Annotated in this window: 20 protein-coding genes and 1 riboswitch; of the genes, 9 read left to right on the forward strand and 11 right to left on the reverse strand. The window is 70.1% G+C overall.

Annotation, left to right across the window (positions count from 1 at the left end):
- Positions 1–16: 16 nt before the first annotated feature.
- The 7 genes from ACYVBN_RS17505 to cpaB are packed head-to-tail and all read right to left on the reverse strand — an operon-like array spanning position 17 to position 7,056.
- Positions 17–1,183, reverse strand: coding sequence for a sensor histidine kinase (locus ACYVBN_RS17505; protein WP_460601626.1), 1,167 nt, complete (start codon positions 1,181–1,183; stop codon positions 17–19).
- Positions 1,176–2,093 carry a type II secretion system F family protein gene (locus tag ACYVBN_RS17510; protein WP_460601627.1) on the reverse strand — a complete coding sequence of 306 codons (918 nt, stop codon included), beginning with the start codon at positions 2,091–2,093 and terminating at the stop codon, positions 1,176–1,178. Before ACYVBN_RS17510 ends, ACYVBN_RS17505 begins: the two co-directional genes overlap by 8 nt.
- Positions 2,090–3,013 carry a type II secretion system F family protein gene (locus tag ACYVBN_RS17515; RefSeq protein WP_460601628.1) on the reverse strand — a complete coding sequence of 308 codons (924 nt, stop codon included), beginning with the start codon at positions 3,011–3,013 and terminating at the stop codon, positions 2,090–2,092. Before ACYVBN_RS17515 ends, ACYVBN_RS17510 begins: the two co-directional genes overlap by 4 nt.
- A complete protein-coding gene (locus tag ACYVBN_RS17520; protein ID WP_460601629.1) occupies positions 3,010–4,371 on the reverse strand; it encodes a CpaF family protein in 1,362 nt (453 codons plus the stop codon). The genes ACYVBN_RS17515 and ACYVBN_RS17520 overlap by 4 nt, the downstream gene beginning before the upstream one ends.
- Complete coding sequence (locus ACYVBN_RS17525) at positions 4,368–4,718, reverse strand: TadE/TadG family type IV pilus assembly protein (protein WP_460601630.1); 351 nt, start codon at positions 4,716–4,718, stop codon at positions 4,368–4,370. Before ACYVBN_RS17525 ends, ACYVBN_RS17520 begins: the two co-directional genes overlap by 4 nt.
- Positions 4,715–6,325, reverse strand: a complete 1,611-nt coding sequence (locus ACYVBN_RS17530) for an AAA family ATPase (RefSeq protein ID WP_460601631.1) — start codon at positions 6,323–6,325, stop codon at positions 4,715–4,717. Before ACYVBN_RS17530 ends, ACYVBN_RS17525 begins: the two co-directional genes overlap by 4 nt.
- Positions 6,322–7,056, reverse strand: a complete 735-nt coding sequence (cpaB, locus tag ACYVBN_RS17535) for a CpaB family protein (protein ID WP_460601632.1) — start codon at positions 7,054–7,056, stop codon at positions 6,322–6,324. Before cpaB ends, ACYVBN_RS17530 begins: the two co-directional genes overlap by 4 nt.
- 324 nt (positions 7,057–7,380) lie before the next feature.
- On the opposite strand from cpaB, the gene ACYVBN_RS17540 reads away from it, so the two are divergent.
- Complete coding sequence (locus tag ACYVBN_RS17540; RefSeq protein ID WP_440283981.1) at positions 7,381–7,839, forward strand: hypothetical protein; 459 nt, start codon at positions 7,381–7,383, stop codon at positions 7,837–7,839.
- A complete protein-coding gene (locus tag ACYVBN_RS17545) occupies positions 7,836–9,215 on the forward strand; it encodes a hypothetical protein (protein WP_460601633.1) in 1,380 nt (459 codons plus the stop codon). Before ACYVBN_RS17540 ends, ACYVBN_RS17545 begins: the two co-directional genes overlap by 4 nt.
- Before the next feature lie 8 nt (positions 9,216–9,223).
- On the opposite strand, the gene ACYVBN_RS17550 is transcribed toward ACYVBN_RS17545, so the two are convergent.
- Genes ACYVBN_RS17550 through ACYVBN_RS17560 form a run of 3 tightly spaced genes read right to left on the reverse strand, consistent with a single transcriptional unit; the run spans position 9,224 to position 11,250 of the window.
- Positions 9,224–10,159 carry a hypothetical protein gene (locus ACYVBN_RS17550; RefSeq protein WP_460601634.1) on the reverse strand — a complete coding sequence of 312 codons (936 nt, stop codon included), beginning with the start codon at positions 10,157–10,159 and terminating at the stop codon, positions 9,224–9,226.
- Positions 10,160–10,219: 60 nt separating this feature from the next.
- Entirely contained in the window at positions 10,220–10,879 is a 660-nt protein-coding gene (locus tag ACYVBN_RS17555; protein ID WP_440283978.1) for a prepilin peptidase, read from the reverse strand.
- Entirely contained in the window at positions 10,876–11,250 is a 375-nt protein-coding gene (locus ACYVBN_RS17560; RefSeq protein ID WP_460601635.1) for a DUF192 domain-containing protein, read from the reverse strand. Before ACYVBN_RS17560 ends, ACYVBN_RS17555 begins: the two co-directional genes overlap by 4 nt.
- A gap of 157 nt (positions 11,251–11,407) precedes the next feature.
- On the opposite strand from ACYVBN_RS17560, the gene ACYVBN_RS17565 reads away from it, so the two are divergent.
- The 4 genes from ACYVBN_RS17565 (at position 11,408) to purH (ending at position 15,412) form a co-directional block, all read left to right on the forward strand.
- The gene (locus tag ACYVBN_RS17565) at positions 11,408–12,628 is read left to right on the forward strand and encodes a cell division protein PerM (protein ID WP_460601636.1); all 1,221 of its coding nucleotides are present in this window, start codon (positions 11,408–11,410) and stop codon (positions 12,626–12,628) included.
- A gap of 25 nt (positions 12,629–12,653) precedes the next feature.
- A complete protein-coding gene (locus ACYVBN_RS17570; RefSeq protein WP_460601637.1) occupies positions 12,654–13,010 on the forward strand; it encodes a TraR/DksA family transcriptional regulator in 357 nt (118 codons plus the stop codon).
- Between the two features lie 14 nt (positions 13,011–13,024).
- A complete protein-coding gene (purN, locus tag ACYVBN_RS17575) occupies positions 13,025–13,666 on the forward strand; it encodes a phosphoribosylglycinamide formyltransferase (protein ID WP_460601638.1) in 642 nt (213 codons plus the stop codon).
- 31 nt (positions 13,667–13,697) lie between these two features.
- Positions 13,698–13,774: riboswitch (ZMP/ZTP riboswitch) on the forward strand.
- 30 nt (positions 13,775–13,804) lie between these two features.
- Positions 13,805–15,412 (forward strand): bifunctional phosphoribosylaminoimidazolecarboxamide formyltransferase/IMP cyclohydrolase, encoded by a 1,608-nt coding sequence (gene purH, locus ACYVBN_RS17580; RefSeq protein ID WP_440283973.1) that lies wholly within the window; start codon positions 13,805–13,807, stop codon positions 15,410–15,412.
- Positions 15,413–15,512: 100 nt separating this feature from the next.
- Here purH and ACYVBN_RS17585 read toward each other — a convergent pair whose 3' ends face one another.
- Complete coding sequence (locus tag ACYVBN_RS17585; protein ID WP_460601639.1) at positions 15,513–15,941, reverse strand: cyclic nucleotide-binding domain-containing protein; 429 nt, start codon at positions 15,939–15,941, stop codon at positions 15,513–15,515.
- A gap of 141 nt (positions 15,942–16,082) precedes the next feature.
- Here ACYVBN_RS17585 and ACYVBN_RS17590 point away from each other — a divergent pair, with 141 nt between their 5' ends.
- The 3 genes from ACYVBN_RS17590 to ACYVBN_RS17600 are packed head-to-tail and all read left to right on the forward strand — an operon-like array spanning position 16,083 to position 25,422.
- Positions 16,083–19,160 carry an adenylate/guanylate cyclase domain-containing protein gene (locus ACYVBN_RS17590; protein WP_460601640.1) on the forward strand — a complete coding sequence of 1,026 codons (3,078 nt, stop codon included), beginning with the start codon at positions 16,083–16,085 and terminating at the stop codon, positions 19,158–19,160.
- Positions 19,161–19,194: 34 nt separating this feature from the next.
- Positions 19,195–22,299 (forward strand): adenylate/guanylate cyclase domain-containing protein, encoded by a 3,105-nt coding sequence (locus ACYVBN_RS17595; protein WP_460601641.1) that lies wholly within the window; start codon positions 19,195–19,197, stop codon positions 22,297–22,299.
- A 6-nt stretch (positions 22,300–22,305) separates the two neighbouring features.
- The gene (locus ACYVBN_RS17600) at positions 22,306–25,422 is read left to right on the forward strand and encodes an adenylate/guanylate cyclase domain-containing protein (protein WP_460601642.1); all 3,117 of its coding nucleotides are present in this window, start codon (positions 22,306–22,308) and stop codon (positions 25,420–25,422) included.
- Positions 25,423–25,435 lie beyond the last annotated feature (13 nt).

Here is a 25,435-nt window from a genome sequence, read left to right on the forward strand (position 1 = left end):
GACGGCGGATGCTCCTTCATCGGGGGAGGGAGAGCTGGACGGTGGTGCCTCGGGGCGCGCGCGGCGCGACCGACAGCGACCCCTCGGCGGCAGCGGCCCGTTCGTACATCCCGAGCAGCCCGAAGCGTTTGCGCTGCACGGCCGCGGCCGGACTGTCGGCGAATCCCACGCCGTCGTCCTCGATGCTGAGCGCCACGTGGCGTGCGTCGCCGGCGAACACCACGTCGACCGCCTGTGCCTCGGCGTGCCGCTGCACGTTCTCCAGCGCCTCGGCGAGCACGGCCAGCACGACCTCCCGGCGGCGATCGTCCACGTCGGCGACCCCCTCGCTGCGGGTACGGACGGGTATGCCGGTCGCCTCGGACCACTGGTGGCACCGCTCGGTGAGCACTTCGAGCAACGGTCGGTCGGTCTGGTGCGTGCGCAGCCCGACGAGGATGGCCCGCGCCTCCTGGGCGCCGCGTTCGGCGTGTGCGGCGAGGTCGGCGGCCAGCGAGTTCGCGCGCAACGCATCGTGCTCGATCCAGTGCGGCAGCGATGCCGCCGACAACGCGATGCCGTGCATCGTCTTGCCCAGCGAGTCGTGCATGTCGCGCGCCAGCCGGGCGCGTTCGTCGGCCGCGACCCGCTCGCCCTGCACGCGCTGCAGCTCGAGGAGCATCTCGGTCAGCTGCCGGGTGCCGTGGCTGATGGCGCCGCCGATGCCGGCCATTGCCAGATAGACGAACGGCACCCCCACCGTCGCGATGTATGGCGACTGCGCCAGACCCCCGTGCGCCTCGACGGCGCTGAGGTAGCCCAGTTGCAGGATGAACAACAGCAGCGCGGACACGAACCACGGGAAGAGCGCGCCGATGAGCAGCGCCGCCGGGAACGTCGCGAGCAGCAGCACGTTGTCCGGTCCGGCGACCGAGATCATGGTGATGACGACACCGACGTCCAGCACCGCCAGTGACGGGTGGCGTTGCAGCCAGCCGATCCCGTCCACCCGACCGGTGATGCCGACGAAGGTCAGGGCCGCCAGCAGCAGCGCCCACACCCAGAAGTCGGCCCGCCGGCTGCCGGCCAGCGACGCTGCGACCGCCAGCACCAGCGCCGCCAGGCGGATGAACAGGGCACTGCGGACCACTGTCCGGAAGAGCCGGTTCGACAGTGGCGCAGCGGGATTCGGACGGTCAACCAAGGAGGCCCCCGAGGTCGGCGCCGGAGCCGATGATGATGCCGACCAGCACCATGATGAGCACGCCCGGGACGAGGACGAGCGACGTGATCAGCGTGATCTGGGGGGCGGCCCGGGCCGCTGTGCGCCGCATCCGCTGGGCCGACTCGCGCCGCATGTCCGAGGCGATCGTGTTGAGGGTGTCGGCGAGCGGTGCACCCAGCTCCTCGGACTGCAGAAAGGCTGCCACGAACTGCGTCATGGACGCGGCCGCGTTGCGTTCCTTCAGACCGGTGAAGGCCTGCCGGATGCTCGCGCCGTTCTGCAACTGGCCGAGCACGATCGTGATCTCGTCGCCGAGCGGACCGTCGAAGCGCGCACCGACCCGGGCCAGCGCCGGCCGGAACGCGACCCCCGCCTTGACGGTCACCGCGAGGATGTCCAGGAAGTCGGGCAGGTTGTTGTCGATCGCCTCCCGGCGTTTGCGACGCGCGCCGCTCAGCCCGCCGAACGTCATCAGCAGCGGCACACCGAGCGGACCGATGGCCAGGACGAGGTTTCCCTGCCCGAGGAAGATCAGGCTGAGCGGTATGGCGAGGACGTACCACATGACGAGTCGGCGTAGGAACGAGTCGACCGTCATACCGTTCGGCCGGCCCGCCTCGTTGATCCGCCGCTGCAGGTCGGTGGTGCGCTTGGGCCCGAGCGCGCGCCGCACGATCGGCACCCATCGGGACGCCAGCTTCTCCAGCGGTCGCAGCCCCTTGGCCTCCTCCTGCTGGGCGCCGCGCAGCAGGACCAGGTCCTCCACCGCCAGGCCGTCAGCGGCATCCGAACGCATCCGCCGGTAGCCGACCAGGAAGAGCACGAAGCAGATCGTCAGGCCCAGTCCCGCGGCGACCGGCATCCAGGACGCGACCAGGTGGCCGCTCATGGCTCGATCCTGGTGATGCGGCGGATGAGGAACAGGCCGAGCGCGTAGAGACCGCCGGAGACGATCAGGGCGACCTGGCCGAACGTCGAGGTGGTCATCTTCTCGACCGTGCCCGCGTTGATGGTGTTGAGCATCACCAGCATCAACAGACCCATCGCGGCGACCATGTAGCCGGTCAGCGTCGCCTGCGCGAGCGTGGTGCGGATCTCCCGACGCGTCTCCTTGCGCGCCTCCAGGGTGTCGGCGATGTCCCGCAGTGAGGACACCAGGGACCCGCCGCTGCGCGAGGAGACGAGGAGCGTCGACACGAGCACCTGGATCTCCCGGGACGGCAGCCGGTCGTGGATGCCGGTCAGGCCGTTCTCCAACGAGTCGCCGAACTGCATGGCCCGGGCGACCCGGGACAGTTCCTCCGATGCCGGCTCGGCCAGTTCGTCCGAGGCGAGCGAGATGGCGGTCCGGATCGACAGTCCGGCGCCGGTGGCGTTGGCGAGCACCCGGGCCAGCTCGGGCATCTGCAGGATGAACGCCTCGCGCCGGCGCTCGCGGGCCCGGCGCAGGAAGACCCGTAGTCCCTGGACCGTCAGGGCGAGTCCGAGGACGCCGAAGGCGGGTGCCAGCAGCTTGTCGAGGACCAGGGCGACGAGGAAGGCCGACGCAGCGGTCACCAGGACGACGTGCAGCGGCGCCCGCTTGACGCCGGCGAGGGCCAGCTGTGTGGCCACCCATCGGCCGGGGCGGGTACGCCGGAAGCGGGCGTCGAGTGAGCTGAGACCGTGGGACCGCGGGGCGTCGTCGGCCAGGATGAGGTCGTGCAGCCGGGCTCGCTCGCTCAGCACGCCGGCGATGTCCCGCACGCCGGCGACGAAGACCGCGGCCACCGTCAGCGTGGCGAGCAACAACAGGGCGGGGCTGTTCATCGGCGCTCCTCGACCGGTATGCCGTCCGGCAGCCGCTCACCGGCGGCGGCCAATCGGTCGCGTAGCCGGGGCAACGCGGCGCCGACGACGAATCGTCCTGAGCCGGAAGCATTCTCGGCACCGGCCGGTTCCCAGCGCATCAGCGAGCGCAACCGGAACGGCTCGTCATACTCGGAGGCGACGTAGTCGCAGGAGACGACCCGGCGGGTGCCGTCGGAGCCGCGTTGCAACTGGACGACCACGTCCACCGCCTGGTTGACCTGCTCGTGCAGTGCCGGGAAAGGAATCTCGACGTCGCTCATGGAGGCCAGGGTCTGCAGCCGGGTCAGTGCGTCGCCGGCGGTGTTGGCGTGCACGGTCGTCAGCGAACCCTCGTGACCGGTGTTCATCGCCTGCAACATGTCCAGCGCTTCCCCGCCCCGGCACTCCCCGACGACGATCCGGTCAGGCCGCATCCGCAGCGAGTTGCGCACCAGCTCACGGATCGGCACCGCGCCGGTGCCCTCGACGTTGGCGGGCCGGGTCTCCAGTCGGATGACGTGCTCCTGCTCGAGCGACAGCTCCGCCGCGTCCTCGATGGTGATGATGCGTTCGTGCTCGGGGATGAATGCCGACAGGGCGTTCAGCATGGTGGTCTTCCCGGAGGCGGTGCCGCCGGAGACGATCACGTTCAGGCGAGCCCGGACGCAGCGTCGCAGCAGTTCCGCCGTGGTGGCGTCGAGGGTGCCGCGGGCCAGCAGCTCGCCCAGGCCGTAGGCCTTCGGGAAGAGCCGGATGGTGACGACCGGCCCGTTCAGCGCGAGCGGCGGAAGGACGACGTGCACCCGGGCGCCACGCGGCATCCGTGCATCGGGTGGCAGCCGGGCGTCGACCATCGGATTCGATTCGTCCACCCGGCGATTGACGGTCGAGACGATCCGGTCGATGGTCTGCACCAGTTGTTCCTCGCTGGAGAACGCCGAGGGGATCCGCTGCAACGTGCCGAAGCGTTCGACATACAGCTCGTGGTGACCGTTGATCATGATCTCGCTGATGGTGTCGTCGGCCAGCAGCGGTTCGAGCACGCCGAGACCGACTGCTTCGTCGACGACCCGCCGGACCAGTTGATTGCGTTGCCGTGAGCTGAGGATGAGGCCTTCGCGGGAGACCAGGTGGGCCATGACCCGCTCGAGCCGCACCCGGCGTTGCGAGGCGTCCATCCGGCTCAGCTCGCCCAGGTCGATCTCGTCCAGCAGGATCGCCTTGAACCGCCGGATCACCGCCTCGTCGGCGTCACCGACGGCGGATGCGCCCTGGCGCACGGACCGGGCAGGTGCGGCGCGGCGTTCGTCGGACGCGGTCGAGAAGTGCCCTCTCATGGCATCACCACCGTCTTGGTGACGTCGTCCAGCGGCAGCACGCTCAATCGCGGGATGTGCACCGTCACCGACGCCGCATGGTGCGGGCCGTGGACGGTGACCCGGACCGGGTGGATGCCGGACGGCAGCGACCGGCGCGCGGCTGCGGCCGGGTCGTCTCCGAGCGAGTAGGCGCGCGCGGCGGCCCGGGCCGCCGACTCCGTGGCATTCGCCGTGTATGCCGCTGCGACGAACTGCAGGACCAGCGAGGCGACCAGCGCAACCAGCGGCAGCAGGCCGACGACCTCGATGCTGGCAACCCCGTGTTCCCGAGCGGACGAGACTCGCTTCCTGAGCGGGGTGGTCACGGTTCCTGCACCACCTTGCGCGTGGCGTCGATCGACCAGGGGCCGGAGAACAGGCCCGGGACCAGCAGCGGCACCTTGACGTGCACGCTGACGACGCCGTTGCTCGGCGCACTGCCGTTCGGTGCGACGCTCATCCCCTCGCGGAAGTAGCTCGGAACCTGCTGGTAAGCGGTCGGTCCGGGTGCGTGACCGAGCGAGGCCTGCCGGGCCGCGGCGTCGGCGGCGTGCGATGCGTAGATGGACGACATGCCGACCAGAGCGATCTGCCACAGGAAGACGCAGACCAGCAGGATGGTGGGCAGCAGGCCGACCGTCTCGATGCTGATCTGTCCCGACTCCGCGCCGGACCCGTCGGTGTCGCGCCGCCGACGCCTGCCGCGCCCGCGGCGTTGCGTGCGCCGGCTGCTGATCTCGGCCTGGATCGCCTCGGCCGCCACGTCCGTTCGCGGCTGCACCGGCACCAGCTCAATCTCCTTGCCGATGGCGCGCAGTGCCTTCCACCACGAGCTCTCCCGCACGGTCAGCGGGTCGCGGGAGTTGACCGCTGCCTCGAGCTGCTTGTGCAACGACGGCAACGCGACCGAGATCACCGGCGCCTGGGCGAGACGGTGGACCAGGTCTGCCTGGATCGCATTGCGTCTGCTGCTGCTGTTGACCAACACGCGCGTCGTGTCGGCCTTGCGGACGCCGAGTCCGTTCCAGGAGTCGAGGTTGCGGCGCACACCGCGCAGCGACAGGACGTCCGGGGTGGTCACCACGACGACCTCGTCGGCGAGTTCGACGGCGGCCACCTGGGTCGGTGTGACGTGGGAGCCGCCGTCCACGATGACCAGGTCGTAGGCCTGCCGAAGGGTGGCGATGATGACTCGCACCGATTGCGGCGTGATGAATTCGACGTCCTGCACCTGGTGCGGTGTCAGCAGCAGGTGCAGGCCGGAGTCGTGCGGCACGACGGCGTCAGCGACCGTGCGGACGTTCAGATCATCGCTGACTCTGGCCACGTCCGCGATCGAGGTGCGGTAGCGGACGTCGATCAGACTCGAGACGTCACCCTTCTCCAGGTCCAGGTCGAGCAGTGCGACGCGGAAGTCGGGCACCTCGCGCGCGACATCGAGCGCGAGATGGGTGGCCACCGTCGAGGTGCCGACGCCGCCCTTGGAGCCGGTGAAGCAGATGACTCGTGCACCGATCACACCGACTGGATCATGAGGAGCGGCAACCACATCGCTCATGGCGCGTGACCACTCCGCGGCCGCGCGCATCCGTGCCTCGACCTCTTCGAAGGCCAGCGGGTAGGTCAGGATGCCTCGTGCGCCGGCTTCGACGAGCGGCATCAACGACTCGGGCGAGGGATCCCCGCAGACCACGATCGCCGACATGGTCGGTCGACGCAGGGACAGCTCGCGCACCACGTCGATGGCCGGCTGGGGGCCGATCGCGTCGTGCAGGATCACCACCTCGGGCTCCAAACGAATGACCGCAGAGCTGAATTCACTGGTCGTCTCGGCGATGTAGCCGATCTCCAGATCGCCGATCTCGTCCAGCTGGGAACGCAGTTCATAGGCAAGAGCCTGATCGGCGCAGCCGATCACCACGCTGTTGGTCATTTCGATCCCTCCGGCACTGCTTTGCCGCCGAGCTTGTTCGCGTCATACGGGCCGTCCGTGCTGGGGTCCTGCTCGCCGACCGGTGGCAGCTTCACGACGCGCAGGTCGGCGGCGAAGGCGGCGGCGTAGGTCACCGCGAGGGAGTCCTGCGCGGTCAACGCCAAGGTCACCGCGATGAAATTCGCCGGTGCGCTGCTCGTGCCCTTGGCGGATGACGAATTCTGCTCTGTCTGTGGTGAACTCACGGTCACGACCTTCACATCGTGGACCAGCACACGCACCTGTTTGGACAGACCTTCCACGTCCGCGTAGACGGCGTAGGCGTCGACCGCGTCGCCGGCGCGCAGGGTCGTGGCGCCACCGGTCACGGCATCGACCTTGATGGTGATGAACCGCTCCTGCCGGGTCTGATCGGTCGGCGGCACCAACAGGTCCGACGTCAACGTCGAGCCGGCGGAGATGCCGATCGCGAGCCGGTGGCCCACCACCTCGCTGGCGTCGGTGATCGCATGCGGGTCGACCCAGCGCTTGGGCACCTCGACGGTCGTCAGGTCGCTCTGGCGGATCACCGCGAACGCGGCTCGTGACTTGTTGAGAGCCAGCACAGCGACTTTCGAACCGACCTGGGTGTTGATGTTGCTGACGTACGACGAGACGCCGGCGAAGACGCCGATGGCTCCGAGGACCGCAATGATGATCAACACCATGCCCCTGCGTTGGCGCGGGTTCATCGCTGTCTTTCCCTTCCGACGGGTGCGGCCCACCGGCCGTGTGTGGCGCGCATCTGCTGCGTGCCGTTACTCGAATGTCGATGTCCCAGAACACAAATCGGTTCCATCGATCCCACGGGGAGTGAGCACCGGGCGCGCGACGCTCCGCCCGGCACCAGCGTTGGCCACCGTGATCCGGTTGTGACAGGGACCGTGGGCCCACATCCGGTCCCAACCGTGCTGGGTCCGCTTTGGGGATCTCGGACCCACCGGCCGGGCCGGCTCCGCCGGAACGATGGCTGCTCGGGTCGGCGCAGGAGCCGATCGCTGGTCGAGGAGATGACGATGGACATGCAGGTGGGAACGGTCTGGCGAGCGGCGCTGATCACCGCTGTGGGCGGTAGCGTCGCGGCACTGTCCGGCGCGTTGATCGCCGGCGCCGGCAACGATGTCGGTCGGGGCTACGTGATGCGCGTGGCGGTGTTCACCGCCGTGCTGATCGCGACGGTGATCATCCTCGCCGGCCGCAGCGTGCGGCTCCGGCAGCGTCATACCTTCGCCGGCTCGGTGCTGGCGGGATCGGCGATCGGCTTCCTGCTCGACCCGGCCACCTGGGCAGGGCGGGCGTATGTCGCTCAACTGTTTCTCGCCCCGGGGCTGCTCACCGGCGCGCTGGACGTGCTGGTCCTGCTGGTCCTGACCGGCACGTTGACCGTGACGCTCGGTGCCCGGTTGGTGCGGCCCGAACGCCGCGACCGCTCGTTCCAGGGCAACAGCTACCTGGGTGAGGGGTCCCGATCATGAGCGGTCGCAGGCCAATTGCGGCGGCGCAGCGCGAACGAGGCCAGTCCACCCTGGAGACGACCGGGATGCTGGCCCTCGCCGCGCTGCTGGTGCTGGCACTGGTCGCGTCGACGACGACCGGTGCTCCCGCCCTCGCCAGCCAGGCGCGAGCCGCGATCTGCAAGGTCGTCACCCTCGGGCAGGGCAGCTGTCAGGCGAGCAGCCCGGAGGCTGTTGCGCACCAACCACCGACGTCGTGCGTCATCGACTCCCAGTCGGCGGACGCCAAGGTGTCGGTGAGCTTCATCGTGACCGGCAGTGAGGGCCAGAAGTTCCAGGTCGAGCGGATGAGCGACGGGACCTACCGCATCACCCACGCCGACTCCGCCGGGGCGTCGATCGGGGTGGGCGTCGGATTCGACGTCACCGGCACCTGGGACAACGACAAGTACGGCGCGAGCGCCAATGCCAACGCGCACATCGGTCTGCAGTTCACCGAGGGCAAGGTCTACACCGCGCGCTCGCGGGCCGAACTCGAGAACGTCATGGGCGCGCTGTTGCAGAGCAACATCGAGGACCACATGGTCGGGCACGACACTCCCTTCCGGTGGCTGACCGACAAGGCCCTGGACGTCACCGGGTTGAAGAAGGACCTCCCACCGCAGACATCTGAGTTCGTCGAGGGCGGCATCGAGGGCGGCGCCGCGGCCAACGTCACGGTCGTCGCCGATGGTGCGGCCGCGAAGGTCGGCATCGCCGAAGGGCTGGGCTATCAGCAGAACAGTGACGGCTCGACGGTCGCCTATTACCAGGCCGACATGTCCGGCTCCGCCCAGGCGCAGTTGCTGTACGGCGACGAGGCGCCGCAGCAAGCGCAAGCCGCCGCGGGCGGCAAGGTCAAGGTGCTGACCCAGGTGACCCGCGACAAGACCGGGAAGGTCACCGGCGTGACGGTCAAGACACTGCTCGCTGGCACGGCGGACGCAACGATGGACGGCTACGGCGGCGGCGACCCGGATGCGGCGGCCTACCAGGAGACGACCATCACGCTGCCGATCACGAACTCGCAGGACGCCACCGTGGCCAACAACTTCCTGTTGTCGCAAGGCCTGGCACTGGGCGGATCGATGATCTTCCCGCCCGCGGCAGCGGTCGGTTCCGCCGCCACGGTGCCGACGACGGTCGCGTTCACCGACGCGGCCCGTGATCACGGCTACGTGACCAGGCAGAACTTCAGCGAGGACGCACACAGCTACGGCGCCGACTTCGACGCCAAGCTGCTGGCGAAGGTGGGTGGCTCCGTCGAGGTGAACACCAGCAACCTCACCTCGACCGGCGGGAAGTACTGGGACGGGACACAATTCGCCGATTGGCCCGGCTGCGGCGGAGGAGCCTGATCCGACCGCTAGCGCGCGTCGGCCGTCGGCCGGTGGCGTGGCAGCTGGAACGCCTTGCCGACGGTGGGGGGCGGTGCCTCGGGTGCCGTCCCCGGTGCCGGTCCCGGCGTCGCCGCGAGCGGTGCGACCCCCGGCACGGAGACCGGCAACCAGTGGTCGAGTCGAGGCGGCAGGAGATGGCAGAAGGCGCACTGACCCCAGATCGGGTCGCCGCAGGAGGGGCATCGTCCGTCGGGCACCGGCAGCTGCAGAGCGGCCGGGTGCGGCGTGGCGACATACTCGATCGCCCGGTCGGTGCCCCACCGTGCGGCCGGCCGATGCGGCACGGCGAGCACCTCCTGGTGCTGGGCCGCGTAGGCGCGCCGCAGGGCGTCCGCCGTGCGGCGCGCCGGTGCACTGCTCGTCCGCAGCACGCGCGGAGTGGCTGCGGACGTGACGGCCGTCGGCCGCCGTCGCACCGCCGGGGCCGGGTGCAGGGTGACGAAGTAGCCGCCACCGAAGGGCCACCACGAACCCAGGTGTTGTCCGAAGGACGGGCTGGGCGACTCGAGCCTGCCCACGCGGCGCAGCCAGGCTCCGGCGTCCGAAGCGGCGACGTGGGCACGGACGGCGGCGATGAGTTCGGCCCGGTGCCCGAACCGTGGGGCGCAATCGCGGACCGCGGCGAGGATCCCGGTCACATGGGTAGGCAACGTCACGACGGCGACGCGTGGACTGCGCTCGGGCAGCAACTCGTCGAGCTGGGTGCCCTGACCGATCTTTGGTGTCCGCTCGAGTTCGGGCACGAAGACGACCGCGTCGCCGCTCGCGCCGCGGCTGCGGAACAGATCGGTGGCCCACGTCGGAGAGGCCGGGTCGACCACGGCAACCATCGACAGTTCGTCGGTCGCGCCGGCACCGCCGCGGCCGATCACCCCGAGAAAGGGTGCGGAATGCTCGTTCATCTCTGCCTCTCGCACGTGCTGGGGCCGCGCGTGCGAGGGCGCGGCCTGTTTCGGTCCCAGCTACGACGCGAGAAGTGCCAGCACGGTGCCACCGATCATGAACGGCCCGAACGCGATGTAAGTCTGCCGGGTCGCGCGGCGGGTGATCAGCAGACCTGCCGCCCACAGGCCACCGAGGATGAAACCGATGAGCGTGCCGCTGAGCACCGCGGACCAGGAGAACCAGCCGAGCAAGGTGCCGATGCCCAGTGCCAACTTGACGTCACCGAGGCCGAGGCCCGCACCGCCGCGAGAGACCAGGAGCAGCACCAGGTATGCCGCCCCGAGGGCCGCGCCGGCGAGGACCGCGCGCAGCAGGGCGAACCAGTCGCCGGTGGACGCACTGGCGACGGCCGCGATGACCACGGCGACCGGCGCGAGCCGGAGGGTCAGGGCGTCGGGCAAGCGGTGCACGTCGAGGTCGATCGCGGCCAGCGCCGCGAACACCGGCAGGCTGACGCAGTAGGCGAGCGCGAGCAGTGCGTTGTGGCTCTCGGCCAGGGCGCGGCCGACCAGCAGCACGATCACCGGCAGCACCACCACGACCCAGGCGTGGTGTCGGGCGGGGGTGTCGAGCTCGTCGTCGTAGCGATGAGCCGCCGTGCGCAGCCTGCGGCGCAACAGCAGCGCGACCGGGATCGCGACGGCACCCGCGATGCTGCCGACCAGCCAGGAGTTCACGCGCGCACGACGGCGAGGCGGTCCCCGCGGGTCACGCCCCACGCGGCCAGCGCACCTTCGGCCGTCTCCACCGTGGTGGCACCGCGCAGCCGCGGTCGTGTCATACCTGACCAGGGGCGCAGCGTGGTGACGTGCAGCACCGTGCCGTGCTTGTCGAGCACCGCCACGTCGATGGGGTACCGCATGCCGATCATGTGCACGCAGGGACAGCGCGTCAGCCACAGCGCGCCCTCGACCGCCGTGGTGCCCAACAGTCCCTTGCGCCGGCTGCGTGCGGTGTCGGCGACGGCGCAGGCGCTCACCGGTCGCCCGTCGTGCAGCAACCGGTCCCGCCCGGGCCCGAACGTGCGCTGGTGCGTCCGGTGTTCCATGATTTCCCTCCCTGTCGCCTCGCCGATGCGCCCGAGCGTAGCCGCCCGGCGGCGGCGGTGGGTGGGTCCACGGACCCGACCGACAACCTGTCGATCTGCTGGACACCGGCGAGTCGGCGGGACGCCGGCGGGAGGTGCAGGGACCATGGGGCGCAACATGAGTCTCCTTGATCGCGTGCGCACCACCCTGCCGACGTCCCTGTCCTCCGCGGAGGAGCCACGGGACTGGCGACAACTGTCGATCGCGGCCGGGTACGGCGCCGTGGGTGCGGTGATGCTGGGGCTGCTGCTGATCGTGCCGGTGATGGTCGCGTGGGCGGCGGACCCGCAGAGCACCACGTCGTGGACCGACGCGCTGAGCTTCAGCGGCGACGGCTGGGCACTGGCTCACCGCGGCCATGTGTCGGTCTCCTCGGCAGGCAGCCACACGGTGACGTTCGCCCCGTTGGTGTTGACCGCCCTCGCGGTCGTGCTGGCGCGGATGGCGGCCAAGGCCATGCTGACCCACCTATCCGGTCGCGGCGCCTCCTGGTGGGAGGGGCCGGCGGCATACGTCCTCGGGTATGTCGTGACCGGGCTGTTCGTCACCGGGCTGTCGCTGAGCGGTCCGGCCCACCCCAACCTGTTGACCGTCCTGCCCGGGGCCGTCGTGGTCGGCCTGGTGGGCTGCGGGTGGGCGCTGTTGCGCAGCGACGAACCGGTGGCCGACCAGGCAAAGGCGTTCCTGGACGGTCGCATCTCCTTGTCCACCCGTCGGGCCCTACGTCCGGCGACCGAGGGCGTGGTCGGTTACCTGGGGATCGGACTGCTCGTCGTGCTGATCCTGGTGCTGACCCACGCCTCGGCGGTCGGCGACGTGGGCGGCCAGCTGCACCCCGGGCTGCTCGGCGGAGTGGTGCTGTGGCTCGGGCAGCTCGCGGCCTTGCCCAATCTGTTGCTGTGGTCGGCCGGGTGGACCACCGGGGCCGCGGTGCACATCGGCGCGGTCAGTGTCGGCGCGACGTCCGTGCACGGTGGCCTGCTGCCGATGATCCCGGTGCTCGGCGCCGTGCCGGGTGCCGGAGCGCTCCCGCCCGGGACGGCATTCGCACCGGTCCTCCCGGTGCTGCTGGGTGGTTTCGTCGGCCACCGGTCGCTGGGCAACCTGACGACCTACGCGTCCCTGAAGACCAAGGCCGTGACCGCCGCTCAGGCCGCCGGGATGACCGCGGCGATCGTGCTGGTGCTCAGCTGGCTGTCCACGGCCGGTGTCAGCGGCGGCTCGCTGGACTACATCGGACCGTCCTTGATGATCGTCCCGCTGCTGGTGGCGGAGCTGCTGCTCGGCGCGCTGCTGACCACGCTCTTCCTGCACTGGAAACGCGCGCTGCGCCGCTGAGCGGCACGCGACATACGGTAGAAGCATGGACGCCGGCCGTGCCGAGACGATCCTGGCCGAACTGCGCCGCGAGGTGATCGCGCGCGCCGGGCTGCTCGACGACACCTTCGACGACGTGGTGACGGCGCTGCGCGACAGCAACGCCGATGACGAGCACGACCCGGAGGGGCACACCATCGCCGTCGACCGAGCGATGGTCGACGCGCTGCGCCGTGACGCGAAGGCCCAGCTGACCCGCATCGATGCGGCGCTGGCCCGCGTGCGGGCCGGCAGCTACGGCCGGTGCGAACACTGCGGCGGCGCGATCGTGGACGAACGGCTGGCGGCGCTGCCCACGACCACGACCTGCATCACCTGCGCGCGGCGGACGCCCGGGGGCTGAGGTAGCTTTCCGGGGTGGCATCCCCTCGCGCGCAGACCGGGTCCCCGGCGCCCGTCGTCGTCCTCGTGTCCGGATCCGGGACGCTTCTGCAAGCGTTGCTCGACGCATCGCAGGACCCCGACTACGGCGTGCGCATCGCCGCGGTCGGTGCCGACCGACCGGACATCCAGGGTCTCGCGCGGGCCGAACGGGCCGGGATCCCGACCTTCGTCTGCCGCGTCAAGGACTTCGCGGACCGCGCCGCCTGGGACGCGGCGCTGACCGAGCAGGTCTCGGCCCACGAACCGGCCATGGTCGTCTCTGCCGGATTCTTGAAGCTGGTGGGGGAGCGGTTCCTCGCGGAGTTCGGCGGCCGCTACCTCAACAGCCACAACGCGTTGTTGCCGAGCTTCCCCGGCATACACGGCCCGCGCGATGCGCTGGAGTATGGCGTGAAGCTCGCCGGCGCAACGCTTTTCGTCGTCGATGCGGGAGTGGACACCGGGGCAATCGTGGCCCAGTGCGCCGTGCCGGTGCAGGACGACGACACGGTCGACTCCTTGACCGAGCGGATCAAGCAGGCCGAGCGTCCCCAGCTGGTGGAGTGGGTCGGCCGGCTGGCCAGGCAGGGATTCACTGTCGACGGCCGCCGCGTCCGTGTACCGCCGGTCGAGTAGCGAGGTCAGAGCGCATCCGGGCCCAGGTACCCTGGTCCCACACGACTGGCGCAGGTGGGTAACCACCGGGGAGTGGAGTCGCGTGCATCGCCCGCCTGGGTGCGCGCATGCACCGCCCGTACCCTCGCAAGGAGAGTCATGTCCGAACCACAAGGCCGTCGTCCCATCAAGCGCGCACTCATCTCCGTCTATGACAAGACGGGCCTGGAAGACCTGGCCCGTGGCCTGCACGAGGCCGGCGTCGAGCTGGTCTCCACCGGTGGGTCCGCCGCACTCATCGAGGGTCTCGGCGTCCCGGTGACCAAGGTGGAGGACCTCACCGGCTTCCCGGAGTGCCTGGACGGCCGGGTCAAGACGCTGCACCCGAAGGTGCACGCCGGCATCCTGGCCGACACCCGCATCCCCGAACACCTCTCGCAACTGGACCAACTCGGTGTTGCGCCGTTCGAGCTCGTCGTCTCCAACCTCTATCCGTTCCGTGCGACGGTCGCCTCCGGAGCGACCCCCGACGAATGCATCGAGCAGATCGACATCGGCGGTCCGTCGATGGTCCGTGCCGCCGCCAAGAACCACCCGAGCGTGGCCATCGTCACCTCGCCGGAGGCCTATGCGGCCACCCTCGAGGCCGTCGCTGCCGGCGGGTTCACCCTTGAGCAGCGGAAGCTGTTGGCCGCGCAGGCTTTTCAGCACACCGCCGACTACGACAACACCGTGGCCAACTGGATCAGCAACGTGTATGTCGACACCAGCGACGGCAGCGGCTTCCCGAGCTGGTCCGGCGCGACTTTCAGCAAGGCACAGGACCTGCGGTATGGCGAGAACCCGCACCAGGGTGCCGCGCTCTACCGGCACTGGCGGCCCGGCATCGCCTCGGCCGAGCAACTCTTCGGCAAGGCGATGTCGTACAACAACTACGTGGATGCCGATGCGGCGGTGCGGGCGGCATACGACCACGGCGACCAGCCGACCGTCGCGGTCATCAAGCACGCGAATCCCTGTGGTATTGCTGTCGGTTCGGACATAGCCGACGCCCATCGCAAGGCACATGCGTGCGATCCGATGTCGGCTTTCGGCGGCGTGATCGCCACGAACCGCCCGGTGACGGTCGAGATGGCCGAGACCGTCAAGGACATCTTCACCGAGGTCGTCGTCGCGCCGGACTTCGAGCCGGGCGTGGTCGACATCCTCGGCAAGCGCAAGGCGATTCGGTTGCTGAAGCTGTCGTCGCAGGACGCGCAGCAGCGCGACCCGGTGGAGATCCGGCCGATCAGCGGCGGCATGCTCATGCAACGGGTTGACAAGGTCGACGCCGTGGTCCGTGACGAGGACGGCAACGTCACCGGTGGCGACGACGCCGCCAACTGGCGGCTGGTCTCCGGTGCTCCGGCCGACCAGGCGACACTGGCCGACCTGCAGTTCGCCTGGCGGGCGATCCGCGCCGTGAAGTCCAACGCGATCCTGCTCGCCTCCGGGGGTGCCTCGGTCGGCGTCGGCATGGGCCAGGTCAACCGGGTCGACTCCTGCCACCTGGCGGTCGACCGCGCCGGTGCGGAGCGGGCGCGCGGCTCGGTCGCGGCCTCCGACGCGTTCTTCCCCTTCCCGGACGGTCTGCAGGTGCTGATCGACGCGGGTGTGAAAGCCGTTGTCGCGCCGGGTGGTTCGATGCGCGATCAGGCGGTCGTCGACGCTGCGACGGAAGCCGGCATCACCATGTACTTCACCGGCACCCGCCACTTCGCGCATTGAAATGACTCGGCGGGAGCAAGCTCCCGCCGAGTCATTTCAATGTCACTGAGCCCTTGTGCGCCGCTCCTCCTCCGGCCGCTACTCGACCGACGTGATGGGTCTACTTGTCGGCGGCGGCCGCCTCGACCTTGCGCAGCCGGGCGACCAGCGTCTTCAGCAGGGCCGCGGCGATGTCTCCGTCACCGCGCACCAGCGGCATGAAGGCCATGGGGGAGAGCGCGAAGGTCTCCACACCTTCCGGACCGGCCGTGATCGTCGCCGATCGTGCGGCGCCGTCGATCATCGACAGCTCCCCGACGTAGTCGCCGACGCCGATCTGGCCGCGTTCCTCGTCGCCGACGCTGACCGTGGCGGAGCCCTCGAGCACCACGCGCAGGCCGCTGTCCTTGGCACCCTCGGTGATCACCTTGGATCCCGGACCACCGCGGAACGTGGACCCACTCTCCGCGATCTGCGAGATGGCGGCCGGGCTGAGACCAGCGAACAGGTCGATGCCCGCGAGAATCTGCTTCAACTGGGCGCTTGCCATGGATGAACCCCTTGTGAACTGAGTGATGTGGCAGCTGTGCGGTAACCGAGCCAACCTAGCAGCGCGGACAGGCCTTCGCCGGTCAGATCCGCCGACCGACGCCATACCGTATCCGTCCGTGCTGCGAGGTAAGTTCGCCTCGTGACGACGTGTGCTCGGTGCGGGGCGCAGCTGGCCGAGGAGGCGCGATTCTGCTCCTCGTGCGGTGCTGCGGTGGCGCGGGGTGCATTGCAGGCTCCGGTGCGCAAACACGTGGTGATCCTCTTCTGCGACATCGTCGGCTCCACCGGGCTGGGCGAGTTCGCCGATCCCGAAGCCCTCCGCGACCGGCTCGCTCGTTACTTCGCGGCCGTGTCACGGGTGATCTGGGAGCACGGGGGCACGGTCGAGAAGTTCATCGGTGACGCCGTCATGGCGGTCTTCGGGGTGCCCAGCACCCGGGAGGACGACGCCCTGCGGGCGGTGCGCGCCGCGGGCGCCATACACGAGGCGGTGGCCGGATTGTCCCGGCGTTTCCAGGACGAGATCGGCAAGGAGCTGCACGTCCGCATCGGCGTCAACTCCGGCGAGGTGTTCGTGTCACACCAGCCGGACGGGCAGTTCTCGGTCACCGGCGACGCGGTCAACACCGCGCAACGGCTGGAGTCGGCGGCCGGCGTCGACGAGACGTATGTCGGGGACATCGTCGCCGAACTGGTCGGTGACGGGGTGGCACTGGACGAGGTCGGCGAGATCCTGCACAAGGGCCGCACGGTGCCCCAGCGGGTCTTCCGGGTGGCCCGCGACCAGGACCGCGTGCTCACCGTCCGCGAGCCGGCGTTCGTCGGGCGGCAGGTGGAGCTGGCCGATCTCACCGTGCTCGCCGACCGCTCCGCAGCGCGCCGGCAGGGCTGGTTGCTGACGTATGTCGGCGACCCGGGCATCGGCAAGTCACGGCTGGTGCGGCAGTTCGCCGCCGGCCGGCGCGACCGGCTGCGCGTCGTCGCCGGCGGCTGCGAGGCGATGAGCACCGGCGCCTTCGCGCCGCTCGCCGGATGGCTGGCAAGCCTCGCCGACGACTGGCAGGCGTATGTCGAGCAACTCCTCGGCGACGAGGCGGCGCCGGTGGTGCAGCGGCTGCGTTCGGCGGTCGGCCTCTCCGACGCGCAGACCTCCACCGAGGACGTGGTGTGGGCGGCGCATGCGGTGCTCGCCGCCATCTGTGAGACCTCGCCCGTGGCGTCGGTGTGGGACGACCTGCACTGGGGGACGGCGACCCAGCTGGACTTCATCGGCAAGCTGGCCGCGGCCTGCCGCGCCCTGCCGGTGCTCACCATCTGCCTTGCCCGGCCGGAGTTGTTCGACATCGACGCCGCGTGGGGTGGCGGCCGCAAAGCCCGGGTCGAGGACGTCGAACCGCTGGACTACGACGACATGCTCGCGGTCGCCGCGGAGCGCATCGCCCTGCAGGCAGGTGACATCGACGTCACCGCCGAAGACCTGGTCGAGCGTGCCGACGGTAACCCGCAGGTGGTGCAGTTGCTGGCGCAGTCGGCCGCCGCCGGTGGTGCGCTCCCGGCGTCGGTCACCCAGCTCTACGAAGCCGCGCTGGACCGGCTGGGCGCCGACGAGCGCGCGATGGTCGAAGCGGCCGCGGTCTATGGCCGGCGATTCCCGGCGGCGCCGGTGAGCGCGGTCGCCGGCACCTCCGATCCGGCAACCGTGCTCGACCGGTTGCGTGACCGCAACGTGTTGGAGGTCGCCCCCGACGGCGACTACCGCTTCGCGCAGACGGTCTTCATGCAGACGGCATACCGCACCATGTCCAAACGCACCCGGATCACCCGGCACACGGCGTTGGCTGACTGGGTCGATCAGCACCGTGACGCAGTGCGCGCCGATTCGATCGCGCTGATCGCGTCCCATCGACAGCGCGCGTTCCATCTGCTGGAGGAGATCGAGGGGTCGCCGGCCGAGCGAATGACGTTGCAGCGTATGGCGTCCGACGCAGCACTGGAGTCGCTGCTGGCGATGCAGTTGCGGGGCGACCCCGGCTTGCCGGATGCGATCGACCGGCTGCTCGGCGTGCTGCCGGTCGGAGATGCCCGGCACTTCGAGGCGGTGCGGTCCGCGTGGTTCCTGCGCAGCCGGGTCGCACCCCAGCGCTGGATCGGCTGGCTCGATCGGCTCGATGCCGCGATGGACACCGACCGCACCTGGCAGATCATCCGGCGCGCTCCGCGTCACCTCGCGGCGGTGCGCAGCGGCGACGTCAGCCTGGAGCAGACGCGCACCGAGGCACTGGAGATCCTCGGCCGGCTCGACGAGGTGTCCGACGTCGACCCGCTCGCGGTGGACATGGTCGCCAATCTGCTGGCGCAGGTGGAGGCCGATCTGGGCAATGTCGCGGCGTGTCACCGGCTCTGCGTCGAGGGAGTGGCCCGTGCGCAACGCAGCGGCCATGTGTTCATCGAACGCATGTGGCGCAGCTTCGACATTCAGGCGGCATACCTCGGACTGACGCCGTTGCCGGCGGTGATCGCCGACGCGCGGACGTTGCAGAGCATGGTGTCCGGGCAGCGCCAGCTGTGGCGCACGACGACCGCTGTGCTGGCGGGGGCATTGGCCGGCACCGGGGACTTCGACGGTGCACGCACCCTGTGGCAGGAGTTGACCGCGACCCAGACCGAGGAGTCGGTGGCGGAGCGGGCCTTCGAGCTGCAGCACTATCCGCAGCTGTTGCTGGCCGAGGGGCGGCCGCTGGAGTCGGCGCGCTATTGGGCCGAGCTGGCCGGCGGTGTGGAGTTGGCCAGCTTCGCGGCGAGCCTGTTCGGCTCCGCCGCGCGGGACGCGATCTTCGCCGGTGATCTGCAGTTCGCGATCGACTGCTGCCGCCGGCTCTTGACGGTCGAGCTGCCGGCGACGCTGGCCTTCCTGGAGGACGCCAACACCGCCTTCATGATCGCCGTGCAGTGTGCGCTACGTGGCGATCGGGTGGGAGCACTGCGCCAGATCGCGCACAACGCGCAGATCGGACGGCCGGAGGAGAGCCCGCTCGATGCGGCGTTCCTGCACGCGATGACCGCGATCGTCGAGCGGCTGCTCGGCGACCAGGATGCGTCGCACGCCGCCGCGGAGCAGGCCCGAGCGGCCTTGACCGCCAAGGGGATCACCGCTCTGGTCGCGCAGGTGGACACCTGGGTCGGCAATGCCGAGAAGCTGCGAGCCGTGGCCGCGTGAGTCGTAGGGTGGCACCGGCGAGGGGGTGAACGACATGACCAGGTGTGCCCGGTGCGGCGCGCAGCTGCCGACAGAGGCGCGCTTCTGTTCGACCTGCGGTGCCGCGGTGGCGCAGGGCGGCCAGCACGCGCCGGCGCGCAAGCACGTGGTGATCCTCTTCTGCGACATCGTCGGCTCGACCACACTCGGGGAGTCGGCGGATCCGGAGGCGTTGCGGGACAGGCTCGCCCGCTACTTCGATGCCGTCTGTGCGGCGATCTGGGCGCAGGGCGGCACGGTCGAGAAGTTCATCGGTGACGCGGTCATGGCGGTCTTCGGTGTGCCGAGCACCCGTGAGGACGACGCCGTGCGAGCCGTGCGCGCTGCCGACGGCATACATCGGGCGGTGGCCGAGCTGTCCGAACAGTTCGAGCAGGAGATCGGTGTCGGACTGCATGCACGCATCGGCGTCAACTCCGGTGAGGTCTTCGTCACCCACCAGCCGGACGGGCAGTTCTCGGTCACCGGTGACGCGGTCAACACCGCGCAGCGGCTGGAGGCGGCCGCGGGATCTGACCAGACCTATGTCGGTGACACCGTCGCCGAGCTCGTACGCAGCGAGATCGCCTTGGACGACGTGGGCGAGATCCTGCACAAGGGCAAGAGCGTGCCGCAGCAGGTGTACCGGGTCGCCGCCGACCAGGACCGGGCTCTGCAGGTGCGCGAGCCGGCCTTCGTCGGCCGCGCGGCGGAGCTGGCCGACCTGACTGCCCTCGCGGAACGCTCGGCTGCTCGCCAGGAGGGCTGGCTGCTGACGTATGTCGGGGAGCCGGGGATCGGCAAGTCGCGGCTGATCCGGCAGTTCGCGGCTGGGTACGGCGACGGTTTGCGCGTGGTCTCCGGTGCGGCGGACGCCCTGAGCACCGGCGCGTTCGCACCGCTCGCCGGCTGGTTGAGCAGTCTCGACAGCGACTGGGAGGCGTATGTCGCCGGGTTGCTGGGCGACGACGCGCCACCGGTGCTGCAGCGGTTGCGTTCCGCGGTCGGCCGGTCCGACGCGCAGACGTCGGTCGAGGACGTGGTGTGGGCCGTCCACTCGGTACTTGCAGCGATGTGCGAGTCGTCTCTGGTCGCCTCGGTGTGGGACGACCTGCACTGGGCGACCGAGGCGCAGCTGGACTTCATCGGCAGGACAGCCGCAGCGAGTCGCGGCCTGCCGGTGCTGACGATCTGCCTGTCCCGTCCCGAACTCTTCGACATCGACGCCCGCTGGGGTGGCGGGCGCAAGTCTCGCGTCGAGGACGTCGCACCACTGGACGACGACCAGTTGCTCGCGATCGCGGCGGAACGGCTCGCCATACCGGGCGGCGACACCGGCGTGACCCCCGAGGACCTCGTCCGCCGTGCAGACGGCAACCCGCAGGTGGTGCAGCTGCTGGCCCAGTCGGCCGCGGCAGGGGAGACGCTACCTGCGTCCGTGACCCAGCTCTACGAGGCCGCACTCGACCGGCTGACCCCTGACGAACGGCTGCTCGTCGAGGTGGCCGCGGTCTACGGTCGCCGTTTCCCGCTCGCACCCGTCGCGGCGACGGCCGGTTCGGCGAACGCCTCCGACGTTGTCGGCCGGCTGCGCAGCCGCAATGTGCTGGAGGTCGCAGGCGCAGGCGACTACCGGTTCGCACAAGCGGTGTTCATGCAGACCGCATACCGGACCATGCCGAAACGCACTCGAATCATTCGGCATTCGGCGCTCGCAGACTGGATCGCGGCACATCCCGGTGAGATCGCCGCCGACCCGGTCGCGCTGGTCGCCTCGCACCGCCGCCGGGCTTACGCCTTGCTGCGGGAGATCGACGGCCCCGCCGAGGAGCGACGGTCGTTGCAGCAGTCGGCAGCCGACGCCGCCATGGCCCTGCTGAGAGTCCGCCTGCTGCGCGGCGACCCGGCCATGCCGGACTCCATCGACATGCTGCTCGCATTGCTGCCGCCCGGTGATGCCCGACACTTCGAGGCCGCATACGCGGTCGTCCTCGCCCGCAACAGCGGTGCGCCCGCGGAGCGCTGGCGAAGCTGGCTCGACCTGCTCGACGAAGCCATGGCGCAGGACCCGGCCTGGCGGATCGTCGGGAGCGCGCCGCGACGCCTGGTCGAGATGCGGCAGGGCACGTTGACCATGGACCAGGCACGTGAGGAGGCAGCGTCGATGGTGGACGTCATGGCCACGCGGGCCGAGGCGCCGCCCTACGCGAGCGAGCTCGCGTCGATCTACCTGGCTCAGACGCACGCCGACCTGGGCAACCTGCAGGCCTGCCACGAGTTGTGCGTGGCCGGGGCGCGGGGCGCGGCGGACAGCCGGCGCCGCATGCTGGAGCGGATCTGGCTCAACTTCGACCTGCAGATCTCCTACGCCGGCAATACGCCGCTGGCCGACGTGATCGCCGCTGCGCAGCGACTGCAGGTGGTGGTCTCCGGGCACCGCGGGCTGTGGGGCACCACGACTGCCGTGCTCGCGGCGGCGCTCGCGTGCAGCGGCCGGTTCGAGGAGAGCCGCGAGCAGTGGACGCTGCACGAGCGCGCGTTCGACGGCGTGGACCGGACCGAGACGCTCTACGACCTGCAGCACTACCACCGCACCCTCGCGGCGGAAGGCGATCTCGCGGCCGCCGCGGAGTTCGCCGCACAACTGGGCCGCCGCGCCGCGAAAGCCTCGTTGTTTGCCTATGCGCCGCCACTGCATGCCTCGGCGGCGCGGTGGGCGTTGTTCGCCGGGGACCTGGTGGCGGCCCGTCAGCAGGTGGCCGCCGCGCTCGCGGTCGAACTGCCGACGACGTTCGACTGGCTGCGCGCCGACGTGCGAGCGTTCACCGCCGCTGTCGGTCACGCTCTCGGCGGCGACCGCGCGCGGGCGTTCGAGCAGCTCCGGGTCGGTGCGCAGGTGGACCGGCCGGAGGAGAGTTTGGTCGACGCCGGCTTCCTCCACGCTGTCACTGCGATCGTGGAGCGGTTGCTCGGTGACGAGGCCGCGTCCCGTGCCGCAGCCGCTGCCGCCCGGGAAGCCTTTGATCACAAGGGTGCCGTGGCGTTGCGCGACCAGGTCGACACATGGATCGGCAACGCCGGCAAACTGAAGGGCAGCGACGGTGCAGACCTGGAAGAATGACGCATCGTGATCACCTGTTGGCGTTGCGGTTTCGAGTCACCCGCCGGCACGAAATTCTGTCCCAACTGCGGTGCGGCGCTCGCCCAGGGCGGTCTGCAGGCACCGGTGCGCAAGCACGTGGTCATCCTCTTCGTCGACATCGTGGGCTCCACCGGACTCGGCGAGTCGCTCGATCCCGAAGCGTTGCGGGCCAGCCTGGCCCGCTACTTCGATGCCGTTTCACGCATCGTGTGGAAGTACGGTGGGACCGTCGAGAAGTTCATCGGCGATGCCGTCATGGCGGTGTTCGGCGTGCCGGCGACCCGCGAGGACGACGCGGTGCGGGCCGTGGCGGCCGCGACCGACATACATGAGGCGATGCGCGACCTGTCCAAGCGCATGCAGGGGCGGCTCGGGCAGCGGCTGCGGGTGCGGATCGGCATCAACTCCGGCGAGGTCTTCGTGACCCACCAGCCCGATGGGCAGTTCTCGGTCACCGGCGACGCGGTCAACGTCGCGGCGCGGCTGGAGGCGGCGGCCGGGCCGGACGAGACCTATGTCGGTGACACCGTGGCGGCGCTCGTGGGCGCGGAGGTCGCCCTCGACTTCGTCGGCCCGATCACCCACCGTGGCAAGACCGAGCCGCAGGACGTCTACCAGGTCGTCGACCGCGCCGCACGCTCGGGCGACATCCGCCGCACTCCGTTCGTCGGTCGCGAGGTCGAGCTGCGCGATCTCGGCGGCATCGCCGACCGGTCGCGTCGGCTCGGACAGGGCTGGTTCGTGACGTATGTCGGCGAACCCGGCATCGGCAAGAACCGCATGGTCTCGCACCTGCTGGAGGAGCGCGACGGGCTGCGGGTGCTGCGCGGCACCGCTCAACCGCTGGGCACCGACGGCAACTACGGACCGCTCAACAAACTGTTGTCCAGCATCGGCGAGGACTGGTCGGCGACGGTCACCAAGATGTTCGACGAGCGCACCGCGACCGCGATCATCCGGCGGCTGGAGTCGGCGACCGCACGGTCGCAAGAGACCACGTCGACCGACGACATCGTGTGGGCGGTCCGCAAGGTGTTGTCCCGGCTCGCCCTCGGCGGTCCGATCGCGGTGTGGTGGAAGGACATCCACTGGGCCAGCGAGCCGATGCTGGACCTGATCGAGCAGCTCGTCGAACCGTTGCTGACCTACCCGGTGCTCACCATCTGCACGACCCGGCCCGAGCTCTTCGAGCGGCGCCCGATGTGGGGCGGTGGTCAACAGTCCCGTGTCGAGCCGGTCGATCCGCTCGAAGCCCCGGAGCTGCGGGAGATGGCGGCGGAGCGACTGCCCGAGCTCGAAGCAGCGGCAACCGAATCCGGTCGGTCGGTCGAGGTGACGCTCGATGCGTTGATCCGGCGCAGCGATGGCAACCCGCAGGTGTTCGAGGTCCTGCTGAACTCCATGTGCGACGGCGAGGAGCTGCCGGTCTCGGTGCACACCCTTTTCGAGGCGACGCTGGACCGGTTGACACCGATGGAGCGTGCCTTCTGCGAGGTCGGCTCGATCCTCGGTCGCGAGTTCTACGCGGAGGCGGTCGGGCCGGTCCGCACCGCCAACCCGGACCCGGAGGACGACGGCAACGACGTCGCGCACCGGCTGCGCCAACTCAACATCCTCGAGCTGGGCGACCAGGACAGCTCGGGCTTCACCCGCTATCAGTTCGCGCAGTCGATGCTGATGGAGACGGCATACCGCACCCAGGCGCGCCAGGTGCGTTCCGAACGCCACCTGCGGGCAGCCGACTGGATCGCCGCCCACGCGGAGCAACTCGCCGGCTCGCAGCGCCGCGCCATCGCCGAGCACGTGCGCAAGGCCTATGACGAGATCGCCCTCGTCTCCTCCGACGTCTCCCTCATCGAACGCGTGCGCGATCGGGCCGCGCGGGCCTCCTTCGACGCCGCCGAGGAACTCGACCTGCGCGGCGAACCCGGCGCCAGGGCGGCATACCTGGAGCTCATCCCGTTGTATGCCGACGGCGATCCGCGGCTGCACGACGTCGCCCACCGCGCGTTCATGCGCTCCGACCATCAGGACTTCCACCAGATCGAGGAGGTCGTCCAGGCCTTCGACAAGAAGCTCGACGAGGCGCCGGCCTGGTTGGTGCACCGGGAGGGCGTCCTGCTCGCCGGGCGGCTGCACAGCGCCGCGACAACTCCGCTGGAAGGCATCGCCCTGGCAACCGAACTCGTCGGTGACGCAACAGGATTCGACCTACCGTCGTTGACCCTCGACGTGGGCTGGGCGCGTTTGCTGGCCTACGGCCTCGCCGGTCGTATGACGGAAGGGCTCGGCGAGGTGAGCCGCCTCACGGAGCTCGCCGAGCAGCTGGAGGACCGCCCGGTGCGGCGACGGCTCACCTTCGCACGCGTCGAATACGGCATGTGGAGCGACGAACCAGTCAGCCTGGTGCTGGAGGACGTCGACCAGGCGATCAGTTCCGGCGCAGCGCAACACGAACGCATCCTGACCCTCCTGCCGCTACGGGTGTGGCTGCGGGCCATGCAGGGCGACCGGGCAGGCGCGACCGCCGACTGGGAGCAGGTCGAGCAGCTGTCCAGCGGACCCGATTACCTGGCGCGGGAGACCGACCGGTGGGCGATGGCTCTCTACAGCTTCGGCGACGCCCGGGCCGCGGCCGACGCGTTGCAGGACGCGCTACCCCGGCTGAGCGGCATGGCACAGCTGGAGAACAGCATGTGGATCGTGCGCATGCTGCTGCGGACCGGTGACCTGGACGCGGCGTTGGAGGCGTTCGACGGCGACCCGGAGGCACCGACCCTGGAGGACGACGGCTACGCACCCGGGCTGCGCGAGTCGGTCGCCGCACAGCTGCTGGCCGCGACCGGCAACGCCGAGTTGGCCCTGCAGCGGGTGCGCGAGGCGCGCGACGAGACAGCGGGTATGTCGATGCCGATCACCCTCGCCGAGCAGGCGGTCGACGAAGCGGTCACGTTGATCATCCTGGGTGACCGCGCGGGCGCGCAGGCAGCGGCCGACCGAGCGCGGCAGGCCTACCGGCGCAAGGGGGCCCGGATCATGGCCGACCACGTAGACGATTGGCTCAGCGCTGCGGAGAAGCTGCAGCGCGCAGGGACCGACTGAACGCTGTAGGAGG

Source organism: Flexivirga lutea (assembly GCF_054778955.1).